The sequence below is a fragment of the Neptuniibacter marinus genome (genome assembly GCF_001597725.1).
GTDB lineage: Bacteria > Pseudomonadota > Gammaproteobacteria > Pseudomonadales > Balneatricaceae > Neptuniibacter > Neptuniibacter marinus.
In genome coordinates this window covers 24543-46511 of the sequence record NZ_LUTR01000007.1, presented here as the reverse complement: position 1 = coordinate 46511, position 21969 = coordinate 24543, and the positions used below count along the sequence as shown (strand labels likewise).

General features: G+C 43.5%; 19 protein-coding genes. 16 read left to right on the top strand and 3 right to left on the bottom strand.

Translation table 11 applies throughout. The features are described from left to right. From A3774_RS07235 to sthA, 8 genes are all read left to right on the top strand, one after another. Positions 1 to 1209, top strand: coding sequence for an NADH:ubiquinone reductase (Na(+)-transporting) subunit B (locus A3774_RS07235; protein ID WP_067865461.1), 1209 nt, complete (start codon positions 1 to 3; stop codon positions 1207 to 1209). After that, the gene (locus A3774_RS07230; RefSeq protein WP_067865458.1) at positions 1199 to 1981 is read left to right on the top strand and encodes a Na(+)-translocating NADH-quinone reductase subunit C; all 783 of its coding nucleotides are present in this window, start codon (positions 1199 to 1201) and stop codon (positions 1979 to 1981) included. Before A3774_RS07235 ends, A3774_RS07230 begins: the two co-directional genes overlap by 11 nt. A gap of 3 nt (positions 1982 to 1984) precedes the next feature. Continuing rightward, on the top strand, positions 1985 to 2644 hold the full coding sequence (locus tag A3774_RS07225) for an NADH:ubiquinone reductase (Na(+)-transporting) subunit D (RefSeq protein ID WP_067865455.1): 660 nt from the start codon (positions 1985 to 1987) through the stop codon (positions 2642 to 2644). Next, entirely contained in the window at positions 2644 to 3252 is a 609-nt protein-coding gene (gene nqrE, locus A3774_RS07220; protein WP_067865451.1) for an NADH:ubiquinone reductase (Na(+)-transporting) subunit E, read from the top strand. The genes A3774_RS07225 and nqrE overlap by 1 nt, the downstream gene beginning before the upstream one ends. A 33-nt stretch (positions 3253 to 3285) precedes the next feature. Further along, a complete protein-coding gene (gene nqrF, locus A3774_RS07215) occupies positions 3286 to 4512 on the top strand; it encodes an NADH:ubiquinone reductase (Na(+)-transporting) subunit F (RefSeq protein ID WP_067865449.1) in 1227 nt (408 codons plus the stop codon). Next, positions 4496 to 5566 (top strand): FAD:protein FMN transferase, encoded by a 1071-nt coding sequence (locus A3774_RS07210; protein ID WP_067865446.1) that lies wholly within the window; start codon positions 4496 to 4498, stop codon positions 5564 to 5566. Before nqrF ends, A3774_RS07210 begins: the two co-directional genes overlap by 17 nt. Before the next feature lie 10 nt (positions 5567 to 5576). Continuing rightward, entirely contained in the window at positions 5577 to 5816 is a 240-nt protein-coding gene (gene nqrM, locus A3774_RS07205; RefSeq protein ID WP_067865442.1) for a (Na+)-NQR maturation NqrM, read from the top strand. A gap of 89 nt (positions 5817 to 5905) precedes the next feature. Then, positions 5906 to 7306, top strand: a complete 1401-nt coding sequence (gene sthA, locus A3774_RS07200) for a Si-specific NAD(P)(+) transhydrogenase (protein ID WP_067865440.1) — start codon at positions 5906 to 5908, stop codon at positions 7304 to 7306. 110 nt (positions 7307 to 7416) lie between these two features. Here sthA and A3774_RS07195 read toward each other — a convergent pair whose 3' ends face one another. Beyond that, positions 7417 to 9645, bottom strand: coding sequence for an NADP-dependent isocitrate dehydrogenase (locus A3774_RS07195; RefSeq protein WP_067865438.1), 2229 nt, complete (start codon positions 9643 to 9645; stop codon positions 7417 to 7419). 404 nt (positions 9646 to 10049) lie between these two features. Here A3774_RS07195 and A3774_RS16370 point away from each other — a divergent pair, with 404 nt between their 5' ends. Together A3774_RS16370 and A3774_RS16770 are read left to right on the top strand one after the other, a co-directional pair. Beyond that, positions 10050 to 10220, top strand: a complete 171-nt coding sequence (locus A3774_RS16370) for an oxidoreductase-like domain-containing protein (protein ID WP_075107927.1) — start codon at positions 10050 to 10052, stop codon at positions 10218 to 10220. A gap of 6 nt (positions 10221 to 10226) precedes the next feature. Continuing rightward, positions 10227 to 10385: a hypothetical protein gene (locus A3774_RS16770; protein ID WP_197468029.1), complete on the top strand. Its 159-nt coding sequence runs from the start codon at positions 10227 to 10229 to the stop codon at positions 10383 to 10385. A 55-nt stretch (positions 10386 to 10440) separates the two neighbouring features. Here A3774_RS16770 and A3774_RS07190 read toward each other — a convergent pair whose 3' ends face one another. Next, complete coding sequence (locus tag A3774_RS07190; protein WP_197468028.1) at positions 10441 to 10836, bottom strand: Fur family transcriptional regulator; 396 nt, start codon at positions 10834 to 10836, stop codon at positions 10441 to 10443. A 139-nt stretch (positions 10837 to 10975) separates the two neighbouring features. On the opposite strand from A3774_RS07190, the gene zigA reads away from it, so the two are divergent. From zigA to A3774_RS07170, 4 genes are all read left to right on the top strand, one after another. Next, positions 10976 to 12208, top strand: coding sequence for a zinc metallochaperone GTPase ZigA (gene zigA, locus A3774_RS07185; protein WP_067865435.1), 1233 nt, complete (start codon positions 10976 to 10978; stop codon positions 12206 to 12208). 172 nt (positions 12209 to 12380) lie between these two features. After that, positions 12381 to 12941 (top strand): gamma carbonic anhydrase family protein, encoded by a 561-nt coding sequence (locus A3774_RS07180; RefSeq protein ID WP_067865432.1) that lies wholly within the window; start codon positions 12381 to 12383, stop codon positions 12939 to 12941. A 31-nt stretch (positions 12942 to 12972) separates the two neighbouring features. After that, positions 12973 to 14937 (top strand): threonine--tRNA ligase, encoded by a 1965-nt coding sequence (thrS, locus tag A3774_RS07175; RefSeq protein ID WP_067865429.1) that lies wholly within the window; start codon positions 12973 to 12975, stop codon positions 14935 to 14937. Continuing rightward, positions 14934 to 16304, top strand: a complete 1371-nt coding sequence (locus tag A3774_RS07170) for a dihydroorotase (protein WP_067865426.1) — start codon at positions 14934 to 14936, stop codon at positions 16302 to 16304. Before thrS ends, A3774_RS07170 begins: the two co-directional genes overlap by 4 nt. Positions 16305 to 16387: 83 nt before the next feature. Here A3774_RS07170 and rne read toward each other — a convergent pair whose 3' ends face one another. Further along, positions 16388 to 19294: a ribonuclease E gene (gene rne, locus A3774_RS07165; protein WP_075107926.1), complete on the bottom strand. Its 2907-nt coding sequence runs from the start codon at positions 19292 to 19294 to the stop codon at positions 16388 to 16390. Positions 19295 to 19812: 518 nt separating this feature from the next. On the opposite strand from rne, the gene rluC reads away from it, so the two are divergent. Together rluC and A3774_RS07155 are read left to right on the top strand one after the other, a co-directional pair. Beyond that, entirely contained in the window at positions 19813 to 20778 is a 966-nt protein-coding gene (rluC, locus tag A3774_RS07160; protein ID WP_067865422.1) for a 23S rRNA pseudouridine(955/2504/2580) synthase RluC, read from the top strand. A 16-nt stretch (positions 20779 to 20794) separates the two neighbouring features. After that, positions 20795 to 21895, top strand: coding sequence for a DNA-binding protein (locus A3774_RS07155; protein ID WP_067865419.1), 1101 nt, complete (start codon positions 20795 to 20797; stop codon positions 21893 to 21895). The last annotated feature ends 74 nt before the right edge of the window (positions 21896 to 21969 follow it).

Below are 21969 nucleotides of genomic sequence, written 5' to 3'. Positions count from 1 at the left end.
ATGAGCTTAAGAAATATTCTTGATAAAATGGAGCCGCATTTCCATAAAGGCGGTAAGTATGAAAATTGGTATGCTCTTTATGAAGCAGCAGATACTATTTTTTATACACCAGGCCATGTAACTAAAACAGCAGCTCATGTACGTGACGCAGTCGATCTGAAGCGTATGATGATTTTGGTGTGGATGTGTACATTCCCCGCTGTTTTCTTTGGTATGTACAACGTCGGCCTACAAGCAAATACTGCTATGGCTCAGATGGGGCTTACTGAAGCTTCATCTTGGCAGGGTGCGATTGCTGGTGCATTAACTAGTTTCAATCCTGAAAGTATCTTTGACAATATTATTCACGGTGCCGCCTATTGGTTGCCTATCTATATTGTTACTTTCGTTGTGGGTGGTTTCTGGGAAGTTTTGTTCGCAATGAAACGTGGACATGAAGTCAATGAAGGTTTCTTCGTAACTTCTATCCTGTTTTCACTTATTCTTCCTCCGACTATCCCGCTTTGGGAAGTTGCACTAGGTATAAGCTTTGGTGTTGTGATCGGCAAGGAAGTTTTTGGTGGTACAGGTAAAAACTTCTTGAACCCTGCATTGACGGGTCGTGCATTCCTTTTCTTTGCTTACCCTGCTCAGATGTCAGGTGATGCAATTTGGACTGCGGTTGATGGGTTCTCCGGTGCTACACCGTTGAGCCTTGCAGCTGCGGGCGGTGTTGATGCGATCTTAGCGCAGAATATTACTTGGTTTGATGCGTTTGTTGGTCAAGTTCAAGGTTCTGTAGGTGAGGTTTCTACGCTTGCCATTGCAGCGGGTGGTTTAGTCTTGCTCATTGCTAGGATTGCTGCGTGGCGTATCGTCGCGGGTGTTTTCTTAGGTATGGCTGCGACTGCGACCTTATTCAATCTTATTGGTTCTGATACTAACCCTATGTTTGCATTGCCATTTTACTGGCATCTCGTGTTGGGTGGTTTTGCTTTTGGTATGTTCTTTATGGCAACTGACCCTGTGTCAGCGTCTATGACGAACAAAGGCAAATGGTATTTTGGGGCGTTGATTGGTGTGATGGTTGTGTTGATCCGTGTGGTTAACCCAGCATTCCCTGAAGGGATGATGCTTGCCATTCTGTTTGCCAATCTGTTCGCACCATTGATCGACAATTTTGTTGTTCAGGCGAACATTAAACGGAGGATGGCGCGCGATGTCAGCTAATAACGACTCTATCGGTAAAACGATTACCGTTACCGTTCTTTTGTGTGTAGTTTGCTCGGTTATTGTATCTGCTGCGGCGGTACTACTTAAACCGCAACAAATTGCTAACAAAAATCTAGATCGCCAGACCAATATTTTGGCTGCGGCCGGTGTTGATTATCAGGGTAAGAGTATTCCTGAGCTGTTTGAAAGCACGATCACTAAGAAGTATGTTGATCTTGCAACAGGCAAATATACTGAAGTGGCTGATCCTGCACGTTACGATGCTAAAAAAGCCGCTAAAGACTCTGAGCTTGGTATCAAACTTGATAAAGCAAAAGATCTTGCTTCAATCAAGTATCAAGCTAAGGTCATGCCGGTTTATTTGGTTGAAGATAATGGCCAGATAGAGAAGGTTATCTTACCTATTCATGGTTACGGTCTTTGGTCTACGCTTTACGGCTTTATTGCACTTGAAGGCGATCTAAACACAGTTGTTGGTTTAGGTTTCTATTCTCATGCAGAAACACCGGGCTTAGGTGGTGAGGTTGATAACCCTAACTGGAAAGCGTTGTGGCCTGGTAAGAAAGTTTATCCTGAAGGTTCTATGGAGCCAGCGCTTGGCTTGATTAAAGGGTCGGTTGACTCTTCGTCAGCCAAGGCTAAGCACCAGATTGACGGCCTATCGGGTGCCACTCTGACAAGTAATGGTGTAACCAATCTAGTTCATTTTTGGATGGGTTCGAATGGTTATGCGCCATTCCTAGCTAACTTAAAAGCAGGGGGAGCATAAATCATGTCTGCAACTAAAGACGTTCTAGTTACTCCGCTATTTAAGAACAACCCGATTGGTCTACAGATCTTAGGTGTTTGTTCTGCGCTAGCTGTAACTTCAAACCTAAATACAGCGTTGGTTATGACGTTGGCAGTAACAGTCGTTACTGCTTTCTCTAACATGTTTGTATCTTTGATTCGTAATCAGATGCCAAGCAGTGTTCGAATCATCTGTCAGATGACCATCATTGCTTCATTGGTAATCGTAGTTGATCAGATTCTGAAAGCTTATGCTTATGATGTTTCTAAGCAGTTATCGGTCTTTGTCGGTTTGATTATCACTAACTGTATCGTAATGGGTCGTGCTGAAGCGTTCGCAATGAAGAATCCTCCGGGGATCTCTTTCTTGGACGGTCTAGGTAACGGTCTAGGTTATGGTGTAGTGCTGATTTTCGTAGGCTTTCTGCGCGAGCTGTTTGGTGCGGGTAAACTATTTGGTATAGAAGTATTACCACTTGTGAATGATGGTGGTTGGTATTTAGCGAATGGCTTAATGTTACTTCCGCCAAGTGCATTCTTTATCATTGGTATATTCATCTGGATTGTACGTAGCTTTGACAAACAACAAGTTGAAGCACCAGAATTTGAGCTTGCTAAGAACTCTAAGAAGGAGGCTGTATAATGGAACAGTATATCAGCCTTGCCGTAAAGGCGATTTTCGTTGAAAACATGGCGTTAGCGTTCTTCCTAGGTATGTGTACTTTCTTGGCTATTTCTAAGAAAGTACAAACGGCTCTAGGTTTAGGTATCGCTGTAATCGTTGTATTAGCTATCACTACACCGGTTAATAACCTGATTTATAACTTACTATTGCGTGAAGGCGCATTAGCTTGGGCAGGTTATCCGGATGTTGATCTTAGTTTCTTGGGTTATATCTCTTATATTGGCGTAATCGCCGCGATCGTTCAGATCCTTGAGATGTTCCTAGATAAGTTCGTACCTGCTTTATATAACGCACTGGGTGTATTCCTACCGTTGATCACAGTTAACTGTGCGATCATGGGTGCTGCGTTATTTATGGTAGAACGTGATTACACATTTAGTGAATCAGTTGTTTATGGTGTCGGTGCAGGTGTAGGTTGGGCGTTAGCTATCACTGCACTAGCGGGTATCCGTGAGAAACTTAAATACAGCGACGTACCAGAAGGCTTACGTGGTCTAGGCATTACCTTCATTACCGTTGGTTTGATGTCTCTAGGCTTCATGTCTTTTTCTGGTGTGCAGCTTTAATGCCTACATGGTCAACAAAGGAAGGATTAGCCAATGAATGCTGAAATCGTTCTAGGTGTTGTCATGTTTACTGCGGTAGTGCTTGCACTTGTCGCAGTAATTCTGGCAGCTCGTTCTAAATTAGTAAGTTCCGGTGACGTTACGATTAATATCAATGACGATCCGGCTAAATCTATTACTGTACCTGCCGGCGGCAAATTGCTGCAGACGCTTGCAGATAAAGGGATCTTTATTCCTTCTGCTTGTGGTGGTGGCGGTACTTGTGCGCAGTGTAAGTGTCAGGTTCTTGAGGGTGGTGGTTCTATGCTGCCTACTGAGGAATCCCACTTCACTATGCGTGAAGGCAAGGAAGGCTGGCGCTTATCTTGTCAGGTGGCGGTTAAGCAGGACATGGAGCTTGAACTTGAAGAAGAGATCTTCGGGGTTCAAAAGTGGGAATGTACTGTTGAATCCAACCCTAACGTTGCGACCTTTATCAAAGAGTTAACGCTTCGCCTACCTGAAGGCGAAAATGTTGATTTCCGTGCCGGTGGTTATGTTCAGCTTGAATGTCCTCCTCACGTAGTTAACTACAAGGATTTTGACATTCAAGAAGAATATCGCGGTGATTGGGATCAGTTTAATATGTGGAAGTTTGTCTCTACAGTAACTGAACCTACTATCCGTGCATACTCTATGGCGAACTACCCAGAGGAGCGTGGTGTTGTTAAATTCAATATCCGTATCGCTTCTCCACCACCGGGAACTGATCACCCACCAGGTATCATGTCATCCTACGTCTTTAACCTTAAAGAAGGGGATAAGATTACGGTTTATGGACCATTTGGTGAGTTCTTTGCCAAAGATACTGATAATGAGATGGTCTTTATCGGTGGTGGTGCAGGTATGGCACCAATGCGGTCACATATTTTTGACCAGCTTAAACGCCTTCAGTCTAAGCGTAAGATCTCTTTCTGGTATGGTGCACGTTCTATGCGTGAAGCGTTCTATAACGAAGAGTACGATAAGCTTCAGGAAGAGAATGAGAACTTCCAGTGGCATTTAGCACTGTCAGACCCTCAGCCAGAAGATAACTGGGATGGTATGACTGGCTTTATCCATAACGTGTTATATGAAAACTATCTTAAGGATCACGAAGCGCCTGAAGATTGTGAGTATTACATGTGTGGGCCGCCAATGATGAACTCTGCTGTTATCCAGATGCTTGAAGATCTGGGTGTAGAGCGCGAAAACATCTTCCTTGATGATTTTGGTGGCTAATACGTCTATGTTTGTCATTATGCGACAAGCTAAAAAGTGGCCCGCAGCTTTGCTGCTGGCCACTTCTGTTTTTGTTTGTCTACTTCTGTCAGGTTGCGAGTCAGAGCAACCAAAAATCGTTAGCCATCAAGGCATGACGATGGGGACCACATTTACCGTGAAGTGGGTGTCCTCCCAATCGCCCCAATCTGATACTGAATTAAATAAATTGATTGATAATACGCTCGTTGATATCAATCAAAGTATGTCCACTTATATTCCCGATTCTGAATTATCGATTTTAAATCGAACCCCTGCTGGCGAATTCCTATCGGTATCTGAGCCGCTTGCTCACGTATTAGCGCTGTCTAAAAAAATTAGTGTGGAGACTGAGGGGGCATTTGATAATACGGTCGGTCCATTAGTGAATCTTTGGGGATTTGGTCCTGATGGTCGGGTTGTTAAGATGCCTCTGCAATCTGAACTTGATAGCGTTCGAGACCGTGTTGGCTATGACTATGTTAAAATCGAAGGGACTCAGGTCGTAAAGCAGCGTCAAAGTTACATTGACTTATCTGCCATTGCTAAAGGTTATGGTGTTGATGTGCTTGCCGAGCTTCTTGAGTCCCATGGTATAGAAAACTATTTAGTAGAAATTGGTGGTGAGTTGCGTGCGCGGGGTTTAAAGCCGGATGGTAATGAGTGGCGTATAGCCATCGAGTCGCCGACTAATGCAGCAGAGCGAACCATTCAACGAATTATAGCGGTCAAAAATGTGGGTATTGCTACCTCTGGTGACTACCGGAACTATTTTGAAGAGGAGGGCGTTAGGTTTTCCCATACTATCGACCCTGTTACCGGTAAGCCGATTAACCATAAATTGGTATCGGTTACTGTCTTAATGCCAACCTGTGCGGAAGCTGATGCGTTGGCAACGGCCATGATGGTTATGGGGCCAGATAAAGCATTTCAGTTTGCTCAAGCACATAAACTAAATGTGTTTTTGATTGTCAAAACCGATACAGGTTTTGAAGAGAAAATGACGCCTGGATTCAATGAGTTCATGGTACAGTGAGGTTAAAATTATGGATACGATGATACTTACGTTTGTAGTGTTAATTTCCGTTGTGGTGGCGATGTCGGTGGGTGTGCTGATGGGGCGCAAGCCGATTGCCGGTTCATGTGGTGGTATGGCTAATTTAGGCATGGATACCGCATGCGATATATGTGGCGGTGATCCGAAAAAATGTGATGAAGAGCAAGAGCGATTAGAGAATGAAGGATCTCAGCTTAATCTTTCTTATGAAGTTAAATCTAAAGAATAATTGAGTTGTGCGTCACTAAGCGTAAGCTGTTATGGGTAATAAAAATACCAGCAAAACAAGAAGATAACGATAATAGATAGGGGAATGTGATGGCGGTTTATGACTATGATGTCATTGTGATTGGCTCGGGGCCTGCAGGTGAAGGTGCGGCAATGAATGCGTCTAAGAAGGGGCGTCGAGTTGCGGTTATCGAGGAGCAGGAGTCTGTGGGCGGAAACTGCACTCACAAAGGGACAATACCGTCAAAGGCGCTACGCCATTCTGTTAAGCAGATCATTGAGTTTAACACTAACCCAATGTTTCGAGATATCGGAGAGCCTCGCTGGTTTTCATTTCCTAAAGTACTGAAACGTGCTGAGAAAGTTATTTCAAGTCAGGTTGTTTTACGTACAAATTTCTATGCTCGCAATCGTATTGATGTATTTTTTGGTACGGCTGAATTTGAAGATAAGAATACGGTTCTTGTGCGGGGTACTGTCAAAGGTGATGAGACCTTAAGGGCAAAAAATATTGTTATCGCTACAGGTTCTCGACCTTATAAACCGGTAGATATCGATTTCAACCACCCACGTATTTACAATTCAGATACTGTTCTTAAATTAAGCCATACGCCTCGTACGTTAATTATTTACGGTGCCGGTGTTATTGGTTCTGAGTATGCATCTATATTCAGCGGTCTCGGTGTAAAAGTTGATCTAGTTGATAATCAAAGTCGTTTACTCTCATTTTTGGATGAAGAGATCTCAGATTCATTAAGCTATCACTTACGAAATAATGCTGTAAAAATTCGCCATAATGAAGTTTATGAGAGTGTTGAAGCTGACGATCGTGGTGTAGTGCTTGAGCTTAAATCCGGTAAGCGGATTCGAGCGGACGCTTTCTTATGGTGTAATGGTCGTAGTGGTAATACTGAAACCTTACATTTAGAGCGCATAGGTCTAGAGGCAAATAGTCGAGGACAGCTCGAAGTTGATGAACATTATAGAACGGCTTGTGAGGGAATCTACGCTGCAGGTGATGTTGTTGGCTGGCCAAGCTTGGCATCAGCTGCGTTAGACCAAGGGCGTGCTGCTGCTGCGGATATGCTATCAGCTGAAGATTTCCGTTATATCAATGAAGTACCAACAGGGATTTATACTATTCCTGAAATTAGCTCTGTTGGTAAAACGGAAGAGGAGTTGACAGAGGAGCGTGTACCTTACGAAGTCGGTCAGGCTTTCTTTAAAGATACCGCCCGCGCACAAATTTATGGGCAGCCTGTCGGTATGCTTAAGATCTTGTTTAATCGTGATACCTTCCAGATTTTAGGTATCCACTGTTTTGGCGAGCATGCCTCTGAGATCGTACATATAGGTCAAGCGATTATGGCGCAAGAGGGTGAAGCTAACACCCTTAAATATTTCATTAATACAACCTTTAACTACCCCACAATGGCAGAGGCTTATCGTGTGGCCGCAATTGCTGGCTTGAATCGAGTAGCGAACCTTTAGTAAGTCGTTTGGTAGAGATATAAAAAAACACGCATATGCGTGTTTTTTTGTATCTAAATGAAAGAAAAAAAGCTCGGACTTAAGCCGAGCTTTTTAGATTTACTTCTTCGTTATTTAGTTGCTAACGCTAATGCTTTATTCAATGTCTCACTAGGGCGCATTACCTTTTTCACAGCTTCACGGTCCGCATGGTAGTAACCATCTAGAGGCGCTGGAGAGCCTTGGCAAGCAGCTAGTTCGGCAATGATTTTATCTTCATTGTCAGAGAGTGTCTTAGCAAGATCTTTGAATTGTGCAGCAAGCTCAGGATCTTCAGTCTGATTAGCGACCTCTTGAGCCCAGTACAAGCCTAGGTAAAAGTGGCTACCGCGGTTATCTAGCTCACCAGTTTTACGTGAAGGAGATTTGTTCTCTTCAAGTAGTTTACCTGTGGCAGCATCTAGTGTTTTAGACAAGATCGTTGCACGCTGATTATTGTTTTTCATCCCCATATCTTCAAGGGAAACGGCAAGTGCTAGGAATTCACCTAGGGAATCCCAGCGAAGGTGGTTTTCCTCTTGTACTTGCTGTACGTGTTTAGGAGCTGAGCCGCCAGCGCCTGTTTCGTACATACCACCGCCTTTCAGCATAGGTACAATAGACAGCATCTTAGCGGATGTGCCTAGTTCCATAATTGGGAATAGGTCAGTTAGGTAATCACGTAGTACGTTACCTGTAACAGAAATGGTATCTTTACCGCGAATTAATCGATCCATTGTAAAACGGATTGCTTGGCTGTAAGACTTGATAGAGATATCTAAGCCTTCAGTGTCATAATCTTTGAGATATTCTTTAACTTTTTTAGTTAATTCAAGATCATGTGCGCGTTCTTGGTCTAGCCAGAAAATAGCAGGAGTATTTGATAGGCGAGCACGGTTTACAGCGAGTTTAACCCAGTCACGTACAGGCTCATCTTTAGTTTGGCAAGCACGCCAAATATCACCTTTTTCAACATCGTGCTGCATTAGAACTGTACCATCGGCGCTTACTACACGCATAACGCCTGTTTCAGTTTCGAATGTTTTATCGTGCGAGCCATACTCTTCTGCTTTTTTCGCCATTAAACCAACGTTTGGAACTGAACCCATTGTTGTAGGATCAAAGGCGCCATTAGTTTTACAGAAGTTGATCATATCTTGGTAGATACGTGCGTAAGTACTTTCAGGCATAACCGCTTTAGTATCTTTTGGCTTGCCATCAGGGCCCCACATTTTACCGCCATTACGAATCATTGCAGGCATTGAAGCATCTACAATTACGTCGGAAGGTACGTGAAGGTTAGTGATCCCTTTGACCGAGTCTACCATCGCCATTTCTGGACGATGTGCCAAACACTGATGGATATCTTCTTCAATAATTTCGCGCTGTGAGCGAGGTAGAGAAGCGATTTTATCGTAAACGCTGCTAATACCATTGTTTGGGTTAACGCCAAGCTCTTTGAATAGTTCGCCATGCTTGTCAAAAACTTCTTTGTAGAAAACAGTAACGGCGTGGCCGAATACGATAGGGTGGGATACCTTCATCATTGTTGCTTTAACGTGAAGTGACCACATAACGCCAGTTTCTTTAGCGTCATTCATCGTTTCTTCAAAGAATTCGCGAAGGGCTTTGCAGCTCATTCGCATGCCATCAAGGATTTCACCTTTTTCTAGGCTCAGCTCTTTTTTAAGTTCAACCTTGCCCGCTGGATCAACAAACTCAATACGCACATCGCCAGCGTCTTGCATGGTAATCGAATGTTCGCTTGAGAAGAAATCACCGTCTGTCATGTAATCGGCGTGTGTGCGAGATGCTTTGCTCCATTTGCCCATAGAGTGTGGGAATTTGCGAGCAAATGCTTTTACTGCACCTGGGGCACGACGGTCAGAGTTACCTTCACGGAGTACTGGGTTTACAGCACTACCTAGAATTTTAGAGTAGCGAGCAAGAATCTCTTTCTCTTCATCAGTTTGCGGATCTTCAGGGAAGTTAGGAATGTCATAGCCCTGTGCTTGTAGCTCGGCAATGCATGCTTTTAACTGTGGGATAGATGCACTGATATTTGGTAGTTTTATGATATTCGCATCTGGGTCTTGTGTTAATGCGCCTAAGAACTTAAGGCCATCTTCTTCGCGCTGTTCCTCTGTAAGCTTTTCGGGGAAGGTCGAGAGAACACGGCTTGCTAGAGAGATGTCTGTAATTTTAACATCGATGCCAGCAGTAGAAGTAAATGTACGAACAATAGGTAGAAGCGAGCATGTAGCTAATGATGGTGCTTCGTCGGTTAGAGTGTAATAGATGGTTTGGTTCGTTGTAGTCATTGTATTCCCCAAAGATTTTATGGCAATGCAGCCAAGGGTTTGAACAAAGGCGGCTTGTGGCTACCTTTCTCCACTATTTCAAACCCGATGGTTGTAATTTAGTAACAGAATTATACTGAATTAAGTGCAATAGTCATACGTCTGGCCTATGTACTTATGGCTAATGTTGTTGTGTTTTTACAACTTTTTTTTCTATATTCATGCTGCAGCGCAGCATAAATCCGTTTGTAGTTTTATAAATAGAGCTGATTATTTATTTAATCGAATAACTATTGCCAATTAATGACAGTTATCGGTTAAGACTTTAGTTAAGATTTAGTTTTGGAAAAATAGGGGGCTAGGTTTTGTACGAGAGGAAAGGCGTTTATATTTAATTTAATTGGAGATAGGGCTAGAATAAAACAATGGATAAAGAGGATGACATGGCTGAATTAATGGAGAAACCTACGCCTCCCGCAGCTTGTGAATGTTGTGAAAACGCTTGTTCGCCTTGTGTATGGGATACCTATTTTGAGGCTTTAGCTGTTTGGAATGCTCAGCAGGCTTTAATAAAAAAAGAAAATGACAGTGAGTGATTAGTCATGGGTGATGTTGTAGATATGCGTTCTTCTAGGGAGAAGGCAAAACATAAAAAGAAAGAAGAGAAGTTCGCCTTATTGCAAAAGCGATTTGAAAAGGCGTTACCTGCTGATGAGCAGGATCCCAAACAGAAACTATTAGATTTATTTAAGAAAAAATGACTTTTATTAACGACCGTTTTTTATCGCCTACTAATGTTTCAACTGATTCATGCAGTTAAGACTCTTTCGATTTTTGTGCACTACATTCTTTACATTCGCCGTATAAAATAAGTTCATGATCTTCAACTGTGAACCCTTCAGGCATGAACTTCTCAAACCCCCCAGGACATAAATTTACCTCAAATACCTGTTCACAATATCGACATTGAAAATGATGATGGTGGATATGATTTTTTATCTCATACCTTGGATTTTGGCCGGGGAGTATAACGCTAGTAATAATGTTGTTTGCCTGAAGCCCTTTTAAATTTCGATAGACTGTTGCTAACGACATTGTAGGTACAATAGCGGAGGCTAAACTCAAAACCTCTTGGGCAAGTAGAGGGCGTTTTGCTTCTGTCAGTACTGTACGAATAGCCTCATACTGACGGGTTTTACGTTCTATCGTCATTTTTTCCTCAACATCTAGCTACTAATAATATTAATGGATTTAAACAGAGTGTGATTCTGACTGCACGAATAAATTCTTGTCAATTCTTTAATGATAATGCATTATCATTAGCAGCAAGAAAGGTGAGGAATAATAAGAGATGAGTTCTGAAAGTAGTCAAGCAAAGCGTCTTCCCGTTACGGTTATTTCCGGTTTTTTGGGGGCAGGAAAAACAACCCTGTTAAATCATATTCTTAATAATCGAGAGGGGCGACGTGTCGCTGTTATTGTTAATGATATGTCGGAGGTCAATATTGATGCCGCGCTTGTTAGGGAAGGGGGTGCAGAACTTTCTCGCACTGAAGAAAAGCTTGTAGAGATGAGCAATGGATGTATCTGCTGCACATTAAGAGAGGATCTGTTAGATGAAGTCAGCCGTTTAGCTAAGGAAGCTAGGTTTGATCATCTCGTGATTGAGTCTACTGGTATATCAGAACCTTTACCGGTTGCAGAGACATTTACCTTTGAAGATGAGGGAGGGCAGAGCCTTAATAGTGTAGCGCAGTTGGATACTATGGTGACTGTAGTCGATGCATTTAATTTTTTGCGTGATTACAGCTCACAAGACAGTTTACAGATGCGCGGTGAGTCCCTAGGTGATGAAGATCAGCGAACGGTAGTTGATCTATTGATCGAGCAGGTAGAGTTTTGTGATGTGATCGTGCTCAATAAAACTGATCTAATTTCAGCTGACGAGCGGGAGCAACTTGATGCCATTCTTCGTAGTTTGAATACGCGGGCTCGTATTGTGGTTGCTGAATATGGAAAAGTCTCGCTTGAGCATGTTTTAGGAACGGGGCTGTTTGATTTTGAGCAAGCTTCATTAGCGCGTGGCTGGCTGAAAGAGATGCGTGGTGAACATGTACCGGAAACTGAAGAGTACGGTATTAGCTCTTTTTTATATCAGGGAAGACGGCCCTTTCATCCTTTAAGGTTTAAAAAATGGGTGGAGAGTGAGTGGCAGGGAGTCGTGCGTTCTAAAGGCTATTTTTGGTTGGCTTCTAATCCGACGATGGCGGGCAGTTGGTCTCAAGCTGGGGCTGTTGCTCATCATGGTCCTGCGGGACATTGGTGGGTATCTGTACCAATTGAAAAGTGGCCAGATGATCCTCAAAGCGTTGTCTTTATACGTCAGAAATGGGATGCAGATGTAGGTGATGCTCGCCAAGAGATCGTGTTAATCGGCATGGATATGGATAAGGATGCGCTTTGTGCGGGGTTTGATGAATGCCTACTCACAGATGAAGAGATGGCATGTGGTCCTGGTATTTGGTCCACTTGGGAAAACCCTTTTATTAGTTGGCCGCAAGGTGAACAAAATACTTATTCCTAAGCACCTCCTTAAAATAGGGATTAGTTTATTAATTTTAGGTCATTTTAGTGGGTCGCTTTGATATGCGGCCTACTATTTCTATGACGTTTATTTTATTTCCTCTCTTTTTATATGGCGATAACAGCATCGTTGTTTCGTCATACTTAATTCGAACACTTTCCAGAGAAAAAATATGATTCGAAAAAAACCCCGCGGCGATGTGCCCCAGATTCATCCAGATGCTTTCATTGATCCCACAGCTATTATCTGTGGCTTAGTTATCGTTGAAGAAAACGTTTTTATTGGTCCTTATGCGGTTATTCGAGCTGATGAGGTTGATGCTGATAATCATATAGAACCGATCATAATCGGTGCGCATTCTAATATCCAAGATGGGGTAGTGATTCACTCTAAATCAGGGGCGAAAGTATCGATAGGGCAACGAACCTCTATTGCTCATCGAGCCATTGTTCATGGCCCCTGCACAGTGGGTAGTGGTGTGTTTATTGGTTTTAACAGCGTGCTATTTAACTGTACCGTCGAAACCGGATGTGTGGTTCGACACAACGCAGTGGTGGACGGTTGTCATCTTCCTGCTGGTTTCTATGTTCGCTCTACTGAACGAATAGGCTCAGAAACCGATCTTGCTTCTTTGCCGCAGGTTTCAGTAGCAGCGAGTGAATTTTCCGAAGATGTAGCACGGACCAATAATGAGTTGGTCATGGGTTATAAGCGAATTCAGAACGAGTTTTAATATATGCAGTCCGTTAATATCACACTGCCCGATGGGGGCAAGCAAATGTTTTGACAAGCCTGTTACCTCTTTGGATGTAGCCCTGTCGATTAGCAAAGGCCTTGCTGAGAATGTCATAGCGGCCAAGGTCAATAATAGGCTGGTGGATCTAAGTGATCTCATTGAGCGGGATGCAAGGGTACAGCTTATTACGGTACGAGATGATGAGGGGGTAGAAATTATTCGCCACTCCTGTGCACATCTAATAGGTCATGCGGTTAAGCAGCTTTACCCTTCAGCCCAAATGGTTATTGGGCCTGTGATTGATGATGGCTTTTACTATGATATAGCGTTTGAACGGCCTTTTACGCATGAAGACCTCAATGCCATTGAGCAACGTATGCAGGCATTAATCGCTAAACAGTATACGGTTGTTAAACGTGTATTACCTCGCGATGAAGTTATACAGAATTTTACCAAACGACAGGAAGCCTACAAGCTGCGTCTTATAGAGGATATGCCGGATGAGCATTCTTTTGGCCTCTATTTTCATGAAGAATATATAGATATGTGTCGTGGGCCGCATGTGCCTAATACACGCTTTTTAAAACACTTTAAGTTGACTAAGTTGTCAGGTGCTTATTGGCGTGGTGATGCTAACAACGAGCAGCTCCAGCGTATCTATGGTACGGCATGGGCCAATAAAAAAGCACTCTCTGCATATTTGCATCGTATCGAAGAAGCAGAAAAGCGTGACCATCGTAAATTGGGTCGTGAGTTGGATCTATTCCACTTTCAAGAAGAGGCGCCGGGGTCTGTGTTTTGGCACGCTAAAGGGTGGACGCTCTTTCAGCAGCTTATTGATTATATGCGTTACTGTCAGCAGCAAGCTGGTTACGTTGAGGTGAGTTCACCGGATGTGATGGATAGAGGTTTGTGGGAGCAGTCGGGCCATTGGCAGAACTATCGTGATCATATGTACACAACAGAAACTCAAGATGGAAAAGTACTCGCGCTTAAACCGATGAACTGCCCTGGTAGTATTCTGATGTATCGACACGGGTTTAAAAGCTATCGTGACCTACCAATCAGGATGGGAGAGTTTGGTAAAGTACATCGTTATGAACCTTCTGGTGCACTTCATGGTTTGTTGCGCGTTAGGCATTTTACACAGGATGATGCCCACATCTACTGCACACCTGAACAGGTTAAAGATGAGTGTCGATCTGTTGTGCGACTTGTGCTGGATATCTATAGTCATTTTGGTTTTAACGATGTGCGGATTAAATTGTCTACGCGTCCAGAAAACCGCATAGGTACAGATGAAACGTGGGACTTTCTTGAGGGGGCATTAACCCAGACCTTAGAAGCGATGGAACTTAGTTTTCAGGTAAACCAAGGGGAAGGAGCATTTTATGGTCCAAAACTAGAGTTTGTTCTCCGAGATGCTATTGGCCGCGATTGGCAGTGCGGTACCTTACAGGTGGATATGAATCTCCCCGAACGCTTTGCACTGGAATATGTTGATGAGGAGGGGCAACGTAAACCTCCTATCCTGCTGCACCGAGCTTTATTTGGTTCTTTAGAGCGTTTTACCGGTATTTTGTTAGAGCACCATGAAGGTAAATTACCTCATTGGTTGGCACCGATTCAGGTCGTAATTCTGTCGATTACTGATGCGCATGTAGGTTATGCACAAACCATTGGACAGTGGTTATCCCTTGAAGGGGTGCGTACTGAAGTGGATAGCCGGAAAGAAAAAATAGGCTACAAAATACGAGAGAGAACGCTACAACGAGTCCCTTTCATGTTTATTGTTGGAGCGAAAGAGCGTGATACTTGTTCCGTTTCTATACGAAGCCGTGGTGGCGAAGATCTAGGTACTTTCTCGTTTGCCGATGCGTTAAATTTTTTGCGCAGTGAATGTGCGCCGCCCTATAAAATATCGCAAGAGCAATTATTAACGTCACTGCAAGAAACGCTGCGAATTGACTCAGCTGATAAGGCATTGATATGAAAAAAATTACTGGGGAATTAGAACAATTTAATAGTCAGCATGCTGATCTATTGATTTTGGGCGGCACGGTTATCACGCCTAATGGTGCTGAACATATAGATATAGCAAGTTCCGGTGGGATTATTGTTGCTTTAGGTGATTTAAAGGGGAGGTGGCAGGCCGATCAAGTGATAAATGCACAAGGTTTACATGTATTGCCGGGCGTGATTGATAGTCAAGTGCATTTCCGTGAACCTGGACTCTCCCATAAAGAAGATATTGAGAGTGGCTCTCGTGGGGCTGTTTTGGGAGGCGTTACTGGTTTTTTTGAGATGCCGAATACTGACCCGCTGACACTTTGGGATGCTGATCTTCAGGCAAAGCTGGATGCTGCGGAAGCTAAAGCATGGTGCGATTACGCATTTTATATAGGTGGTTCCGCTGTTAATGCAAAGCAGTTAGATAGGCTAGAAAATCTGCCTGGATGTGCGGGTGTTAAAGTGTTTATGGGTAGCTCTTTTGGTGACCTACTAGCTGATGATGACGCGGTGTTACGTAACATATTGTCTCATGGCCATCGGCGTATGGCGGTTCACGCGGAAGATGAGGCCTTGTTAAAAGAACGTAAACAGATCGTGGAAGAAAGTGGCGATGTATGTCAGCACCACGAGTGGCGTAATGTGGAAAGCGCTTTTAAAGCGACTCAGCGTATCGTTGCTTTGGCGGCAGAAAGCGGGCGGCGATTACATGTTCTCCATGTATCAACTGCCGATGAAATGCGATTTCTAGCGCAGCATAAGCGTCGTGTTACAGTGGAAGTGACCCCGCATCACCTATCTATGTTTGCGCCTGATTGTTATGAAACGCTTGGGAGTTTGGCGCAAATGAATCCTCCTGTACGCGAATTAGAGCATCAAGAGGCATTATGGGAAGGTATTAAAAATGGCACAGTGGATGTTATTGGAAGTGATCATGCCCCTCATACATTAGAAGAGAAACTCAGGCCTTATCCTCAATCCCCAAGTGGGATGACAGGGGTGCAAACGTTATTACCTTTAATGTTAAATCATCTGCATGAAGGTCGATTAACACTTCAGCGATTAGTAGATTTAACCAGTGCTGGTCCTGCACGTATTTTTGGTATTGAGGGGAAGGGACGTATAGCTTTAGGGTTTGATGCAGATCTAACCTTAGTGGATCTTAACGCTCAACGTATTATTGATAATGAGTGGATTGCGAGCCGCAGTGGTTGGACGCCTTATCATGGCAAAAAGATTACGGGTTGGCCTATTCATACTGTGGTTAGGGGATTAGTCGTCGTCAAAGATGAGATCTTGGTTGGGGAGCCGCAAGGGAAGGCGATGGCGTTTCTTGAGGTGGTAGATTAAACCGATAGTGAAAACGAAGTAATTCTACAGATAAAAAAAGCGGGGCTTAAAAGCCCCGCTTTTTATTTGTGCTTTAAGCGGTTTTAGCTATCAGCATTACTTTCTTGGCGCTTACGTAGTTCGCGAGGGTCGTTAGGTGCACGGCGTGTTCTGCGTTTACGAACAGGAGGCGCTTCTTTGCTAGGCGCTTCAGTCGTTTCGCTAACGTCACTTGGCGTTTCGGTTGCTTCGCTAAGTGCTTTAGCGGTTTCGTTAACTTCGCTTGGCGCTTCAGCGGTTTCGCTAACTTTACTTGACGCTTCAGTTGCTTCGCTAGGTGCTTCAGCAGTTTCGCTAACTTTACTTGGTGCTTCAGCGGTTTCGTTAACTTCGCTTGACGCTTCAGTTACTTCGCTAGGTGCTTCAGCGGTTTCGTTAACTTCACTTGGCGCTTCAGCGGTTTCGTTAACTTCGCTTGACGCTTCAGTTACTTTGCTAGGTGCTTCAGCGGTTTCGTTAACTTCACTTGGCGCTTCAGTTACTTCGCTAGGTGCTTCAGCGGTTTCGTTAACTTCACTTGGCGCTTCGGTTACTTTGCTAGGCGCTTCGGTTACTTTGCTAGGTGCTTCGGTTACTTTGCTAGGTGCTTCAGCAGTTTCGTTAACTTCACTTGGCGCTTCGGTTACTTCGCTAGGTGCTTCAGCAGTTTTGTTAACTTCACTCGGTGTTTCTACTGTTGAGTTAAGTGATGTATTAGCTGTTTCCGTTGCCACCGATGCTTCAGTTACTTCAACAGGTGTTGTTTCTACTGTCTTCGGTGTTGTGTCTTCCGCTGTAGAAACCGTTGTTTCTTGTTGAACTGGATTAGAACGGTTTGCTGTACGTTCAGAAGGACGACGACGACGACCCCTACGGCGAGGGTTGCGAGGAAGTTCTTCATTATCAGAAGATGATGAGCTATTTGTATTAAGCTCTTCATTGTTGCGATTTTCAGTACGGTCTTGTTCCGATTTGCGTTTACGGCGTCTACGTTTAGGCTTTTCATCTGATGTAGATGCCGTTGGTAAAGGCTCATCGGGCTCCGGTTTTACTGTGATGATCTCATCATTCTGCTTTTTCGTGCCTCGAGACTTGCGATCATTATCACGGCGACGACGTTTGTTGCGGCTATTTTCACTACGGTCGTTGCGATCCTTGTTGTTGCGTTTGCTTTTTGGCTTGCTGCTTTCCTGTTTTTTAACAGGTGCTTCTTGCTTAGGCTGTTCGCTTGAGCCGAAGATCTCTTTAATAAACCCTATTAAGCGTTCCACAATACCTGTCTGAACCGGTGCTTTTTCAGCCTTGTTCGCGGGCTTTGCAGCTGGTTTATTTGAGCTTGCAGGAGTTGCTTCTGGTGCTGGAGTTGAGGGTGCGACGCTACGAACGGCAGCCTGTTCGCGAGCAACAACCGTTTGAGCGGTTGCTGATGCTTCGATAGGATCTTCGTTTGTGGGTTCTGGTTGCATTGTGTAGCTTGCATCGTTTGTCGTAGCTACAGTGTTGTCATCACGTAAGCGAACAACTTCATAATGCGGTGTTTCCATATTTGGATTTGGCACAATGACGACGCGAACACTTTGGCGTATTTCAATGTCATGAACCGCGTGGCGTTTCTCGTTCAGCAAGTAGGTTGCTACAGTGACAGGTAAGATAGCTCTAATTTGTGCAGTTCTATCTTTTCCAGACTCTTCTTCGATCAAACGCAGAATAGATAAGGCAAGGGACTCAGTATCGCGAATCGTGCCTTGTCCGCTACAGCGAGGACAAACAACACCACGTGTTTCGGCTAGAGATGGACGTAAACGCTGACGAGACATTTCGAGTAGACCGAAACGAGAGATGCGACCCATCTGTACGCGTGCTCTATCTAATTTAAGGGCATCGCGTAAACGGTTTTCCACTTCTCGTTGGTTTTTGATCGGTGTCATATCGATAAAGTCGATTACCACTAATCCACCAATATCTCGAAGGCGAAGTTGACGTGCAATTTCGTCTGCTGCTTCAAGATTGGTTTGTACTGCTGTTTCTTCAATATCACCGCCACGAGTTGCTCGTGCAGAGTTAATGTCGATTGAAACGAGTGCTTCGGTTGGGTCGATAACGATCGAGCCGCCTGAAGGTAAGGTTACTTCCCGCTGAAATGCGGTTTCAATTTGCGCTTCAATCTGGAAGCGGTTGAATAGAGGAGTTTGATCGTCATAAAGACGAATCTTACTCTCATAAGTAGGCATCACCTGTTTTACGAAGTTACGTGCATCTTCAAAAACTTGAGGGTCATCAATCAGTACTTCACCAATATCTGAGCGCAGGTAATCACGTACTGCACGTATAACAACGTTGCTTTCTTGATAGATCAAGAAGGGTGCAGGTTTCTCATCTGATGCTTGAGTGATCGCTGTCCAAAGAGTTTTTAAGTATTCAAAATCCCATTGAAGTTCTTCGCTGCTACGACCAACACCTGCTGTGCGAACAATGATACCCATCTGTTTAGGTACATTAACACCGGCAAGGGCTTCTTTAAGTTGGGTGCGCTCATCTCCTTCGATACGTCGGGAGATACCGCCAGCTCGAGGGTTATTTGGCATTAAAACTAAATAACGGCCGGCAAGGCTGATAAAGGTAGTAAGTGCAGCACCTTTGTTGCCACGCTCCTCCTTATCAACCTGAACAATAACCTCAGTGCCTTCTTTTAATACTTCTTTAATGCTTGGACGAGAACCGCGGCTTGGTGGCTGCGTGAAGTATTCTTTAGATATCTCTTTTAGTGGTAGGAAGCCGTGACGTTCCGAGCCGTAGTCAACAAATGCTGCTTCAAGGCTGGGTTCAATACGAGTGATTTTTCCTTTGTATATGTTGGCTTTTTTCTGTTCACGTGATCCAGATTCAATATCTAGATCATACAGGCGCTGTCCATCAACCAGCGCTACGCGCAACTCTTCAGGTTGAGTTGCGTTAATAAGCATTCTTTTCATAGCGTTCTCTTATAGAACGCTTCTCACGCAGCAGGGAGGTTCTGGAATCTCCAGAAGCCTGTCTTTTGGACGATTATATACATCAAAAATCCTAAGGGTATTTAAACCACTTCTGATTCAATAAGAGTTTCAGCTGCTCAAACAATATAATTGGAGCGGGAGTCGCATCTTACATTTAATGTGTTTTACGTTACTTCGCAAACGGCAAAGTAACTGTCCTCGGTAGAGGAAACATCAGCCTCATGTTCTTCTTTCTAATTGTTGCTGCTGTAAAAGCAGGTTCCTGGCTAATGCGCATCTCTACCTCCAACCGGTTTTTCCGACTGGGTGAAAAGCTATTCTTAATTTATATTCATGATAGTTGCCGCTTTTTTTCAGCAGAATTTGTTTTTTTTCCGCGATTTTCGGGTCTGTATTACAGCAATTGAAAAAAGATAAAGCCAACAGACCACGGCAGGGCTAGAATATAGCAGTTATCCACTACAGCATCAATTCGCTAATCGGTTTTCATTATAAATATGTCTCAAGAAAATAGTTCGCCAACCAATCAAGTACGCTTCGTTGAAATTACAGAAGGGAATGCAGGCCAAAGGGTCGATAATTTCTTGATCACTGCCTTAAAAGGTGCGCCGAAAAGTCTAATTTATCGGATTGTGCGTAAAGGCGAGGTGAGAGTTAATAAAAAACGAGTGAAACCAGAATATAAATTACAACTTAATGATTTGGTGCGTATCCCGCCCGTTCGCTTAGCGGATAAGCAAGCACCCGCAAAAATTGGTAATAAGCTGATAGATCAGCTTGAAGCCGCTGTCCTTTATGAGGATGATGATCTGATCGTCGTAAACAAACCATCTGGGATTGCAGTACACGGCGGTAGTGGTATTAGTTTAGGGCTGATTGAGAGTTTTCGGCAGATGCGACCTCAGGCTAAGTTTTTGGAATTAGTCCATCGATTGGATCGTGATACATCAGGTTGTATTCTTTTAGCTAAGAAGCGAAGCGCATTAAAGTTAATGCATGAATCTTTGCAGAAAAGTCGTATTACTAAGATCTATCATGCCATGGTGATGGGCTCATGGAGTGAAAGAAAAAGAAGAGTAGATGCGCCGCTGAGGAAAAATGAGCTTAAATCGGGAGAACGCGTAGTTAAAGTCTCTGCTGATGGTAAGGCATCATTGACTGAGTTTAAGGTGCTTGAGCGATTTGGTCGTCAGGCAACCTTGATTGAGGCGCGACCCATTACAGGTAGAACGCATCAGATTCGTGTTCATTGTCAGTTTTCAGGCCACCCCATTGTAGGTGATCAGAAGTATAATACGGATGAAATGAATGAGGTAATGCGTACTCATGGCTTTGATCGTTTATTCCTCCATGCTGCAGAATTGCGGTTCCCTCTACCTTCGGGTGGTCGTAAAGTAATAAAGGCTCCGCTTGAAATAAAGCTTCAAAAAGCGGTGAATAGTTTTAAGAGCAAGAATAGTTAATGGATTTTATTTTTATATGAGTGATTTGGCTTTAAAAGAGAGAATATATTCAACTGCAGATCGTTTGTTATTGGCTGGGTTTCAGCCGACAGCAATGCTTATATCTGAATCTTTAGGTTGCGATGAAGCAACAGTAGAAACTGATTTGCATGAGTGGTGGGCTTTAGTACCTGAACGTATTGTTTTGAATGTAGCTGATGTTAGCATTCCTGAGATTCCTGAATCGCTAACACAGTCATTTTCTAAACTTTGGCAGCAAGCGGTACAGGAGGCGAATGGTTTACTTAGTGTTGATAAGCATAGTCATGATGTTGGGCTTGAGGTGGCTCGTCGAGAAGCAGATGAGTCACTTAAAGAGTCGCGTGGCCGTTTAAGTGATATAGAGGAGAGGTTGAGAGCGGAAATAAATAAAAAAGAAGATGCAGATACTCAAATTAAAGGGCTTGAAGCTGAAATTGAAGTGCTGAAAGCTAACCTGACGGCGGAGACGTCACAGAAGAAGCAGGAAGAGCAAAACCGTTTAAATATTGAGCAGGAACTTAATCATTTACGAAAAACCTATGATGATAGTAAACGTACGTTTGATTTGCGTATAAAAGAGGAACAGCGACACACTCTCGAGGCGGTGAGTAAAGCAGACGCTGATGTGCGATATTATCGAGGCGCTCTTGAAAAGCTCAGAGATGAAGTGGGTAAAAAAGAATCAGCGCTGACTAAAAATATCCATGACTTACAAACTGAATTAGCTAGAAAAGATGTTAAAAATGACACACAGAAAACCCAGATAAAAAGTCTAGAAACTGAGCTTAAACAGATTAAGCAGGATACCTCTGGACAGACAAGAGAATTATCAAAAATCAATTCGTCACTACTTGCTGAATCTAATAAAAACAAAAGATTAGAAGATAAAGTTAAGATTATGGATGAAGAAGTTAGGCGGGCAAGACAGAAGCAAGTTAGCTTGGCTTCTGAGCACTCTAGGCGCGAAGCAAGTTTGCGTTCACAGTTCAAAGATAAAGAAGATGAACTTGTACGGTCGTTGGCTAAAATCAATAGTCTTGAAAAGAAAATTATTGCTCAGGATGAGGAAATCAGGCGATTGAATGCGCGAGGATAGTTCTTATCGCTCTTGCTTTCTGATCTATTGAATTTATTCTAAACTGTTATAATAACGTTAAATTTCTTATGACA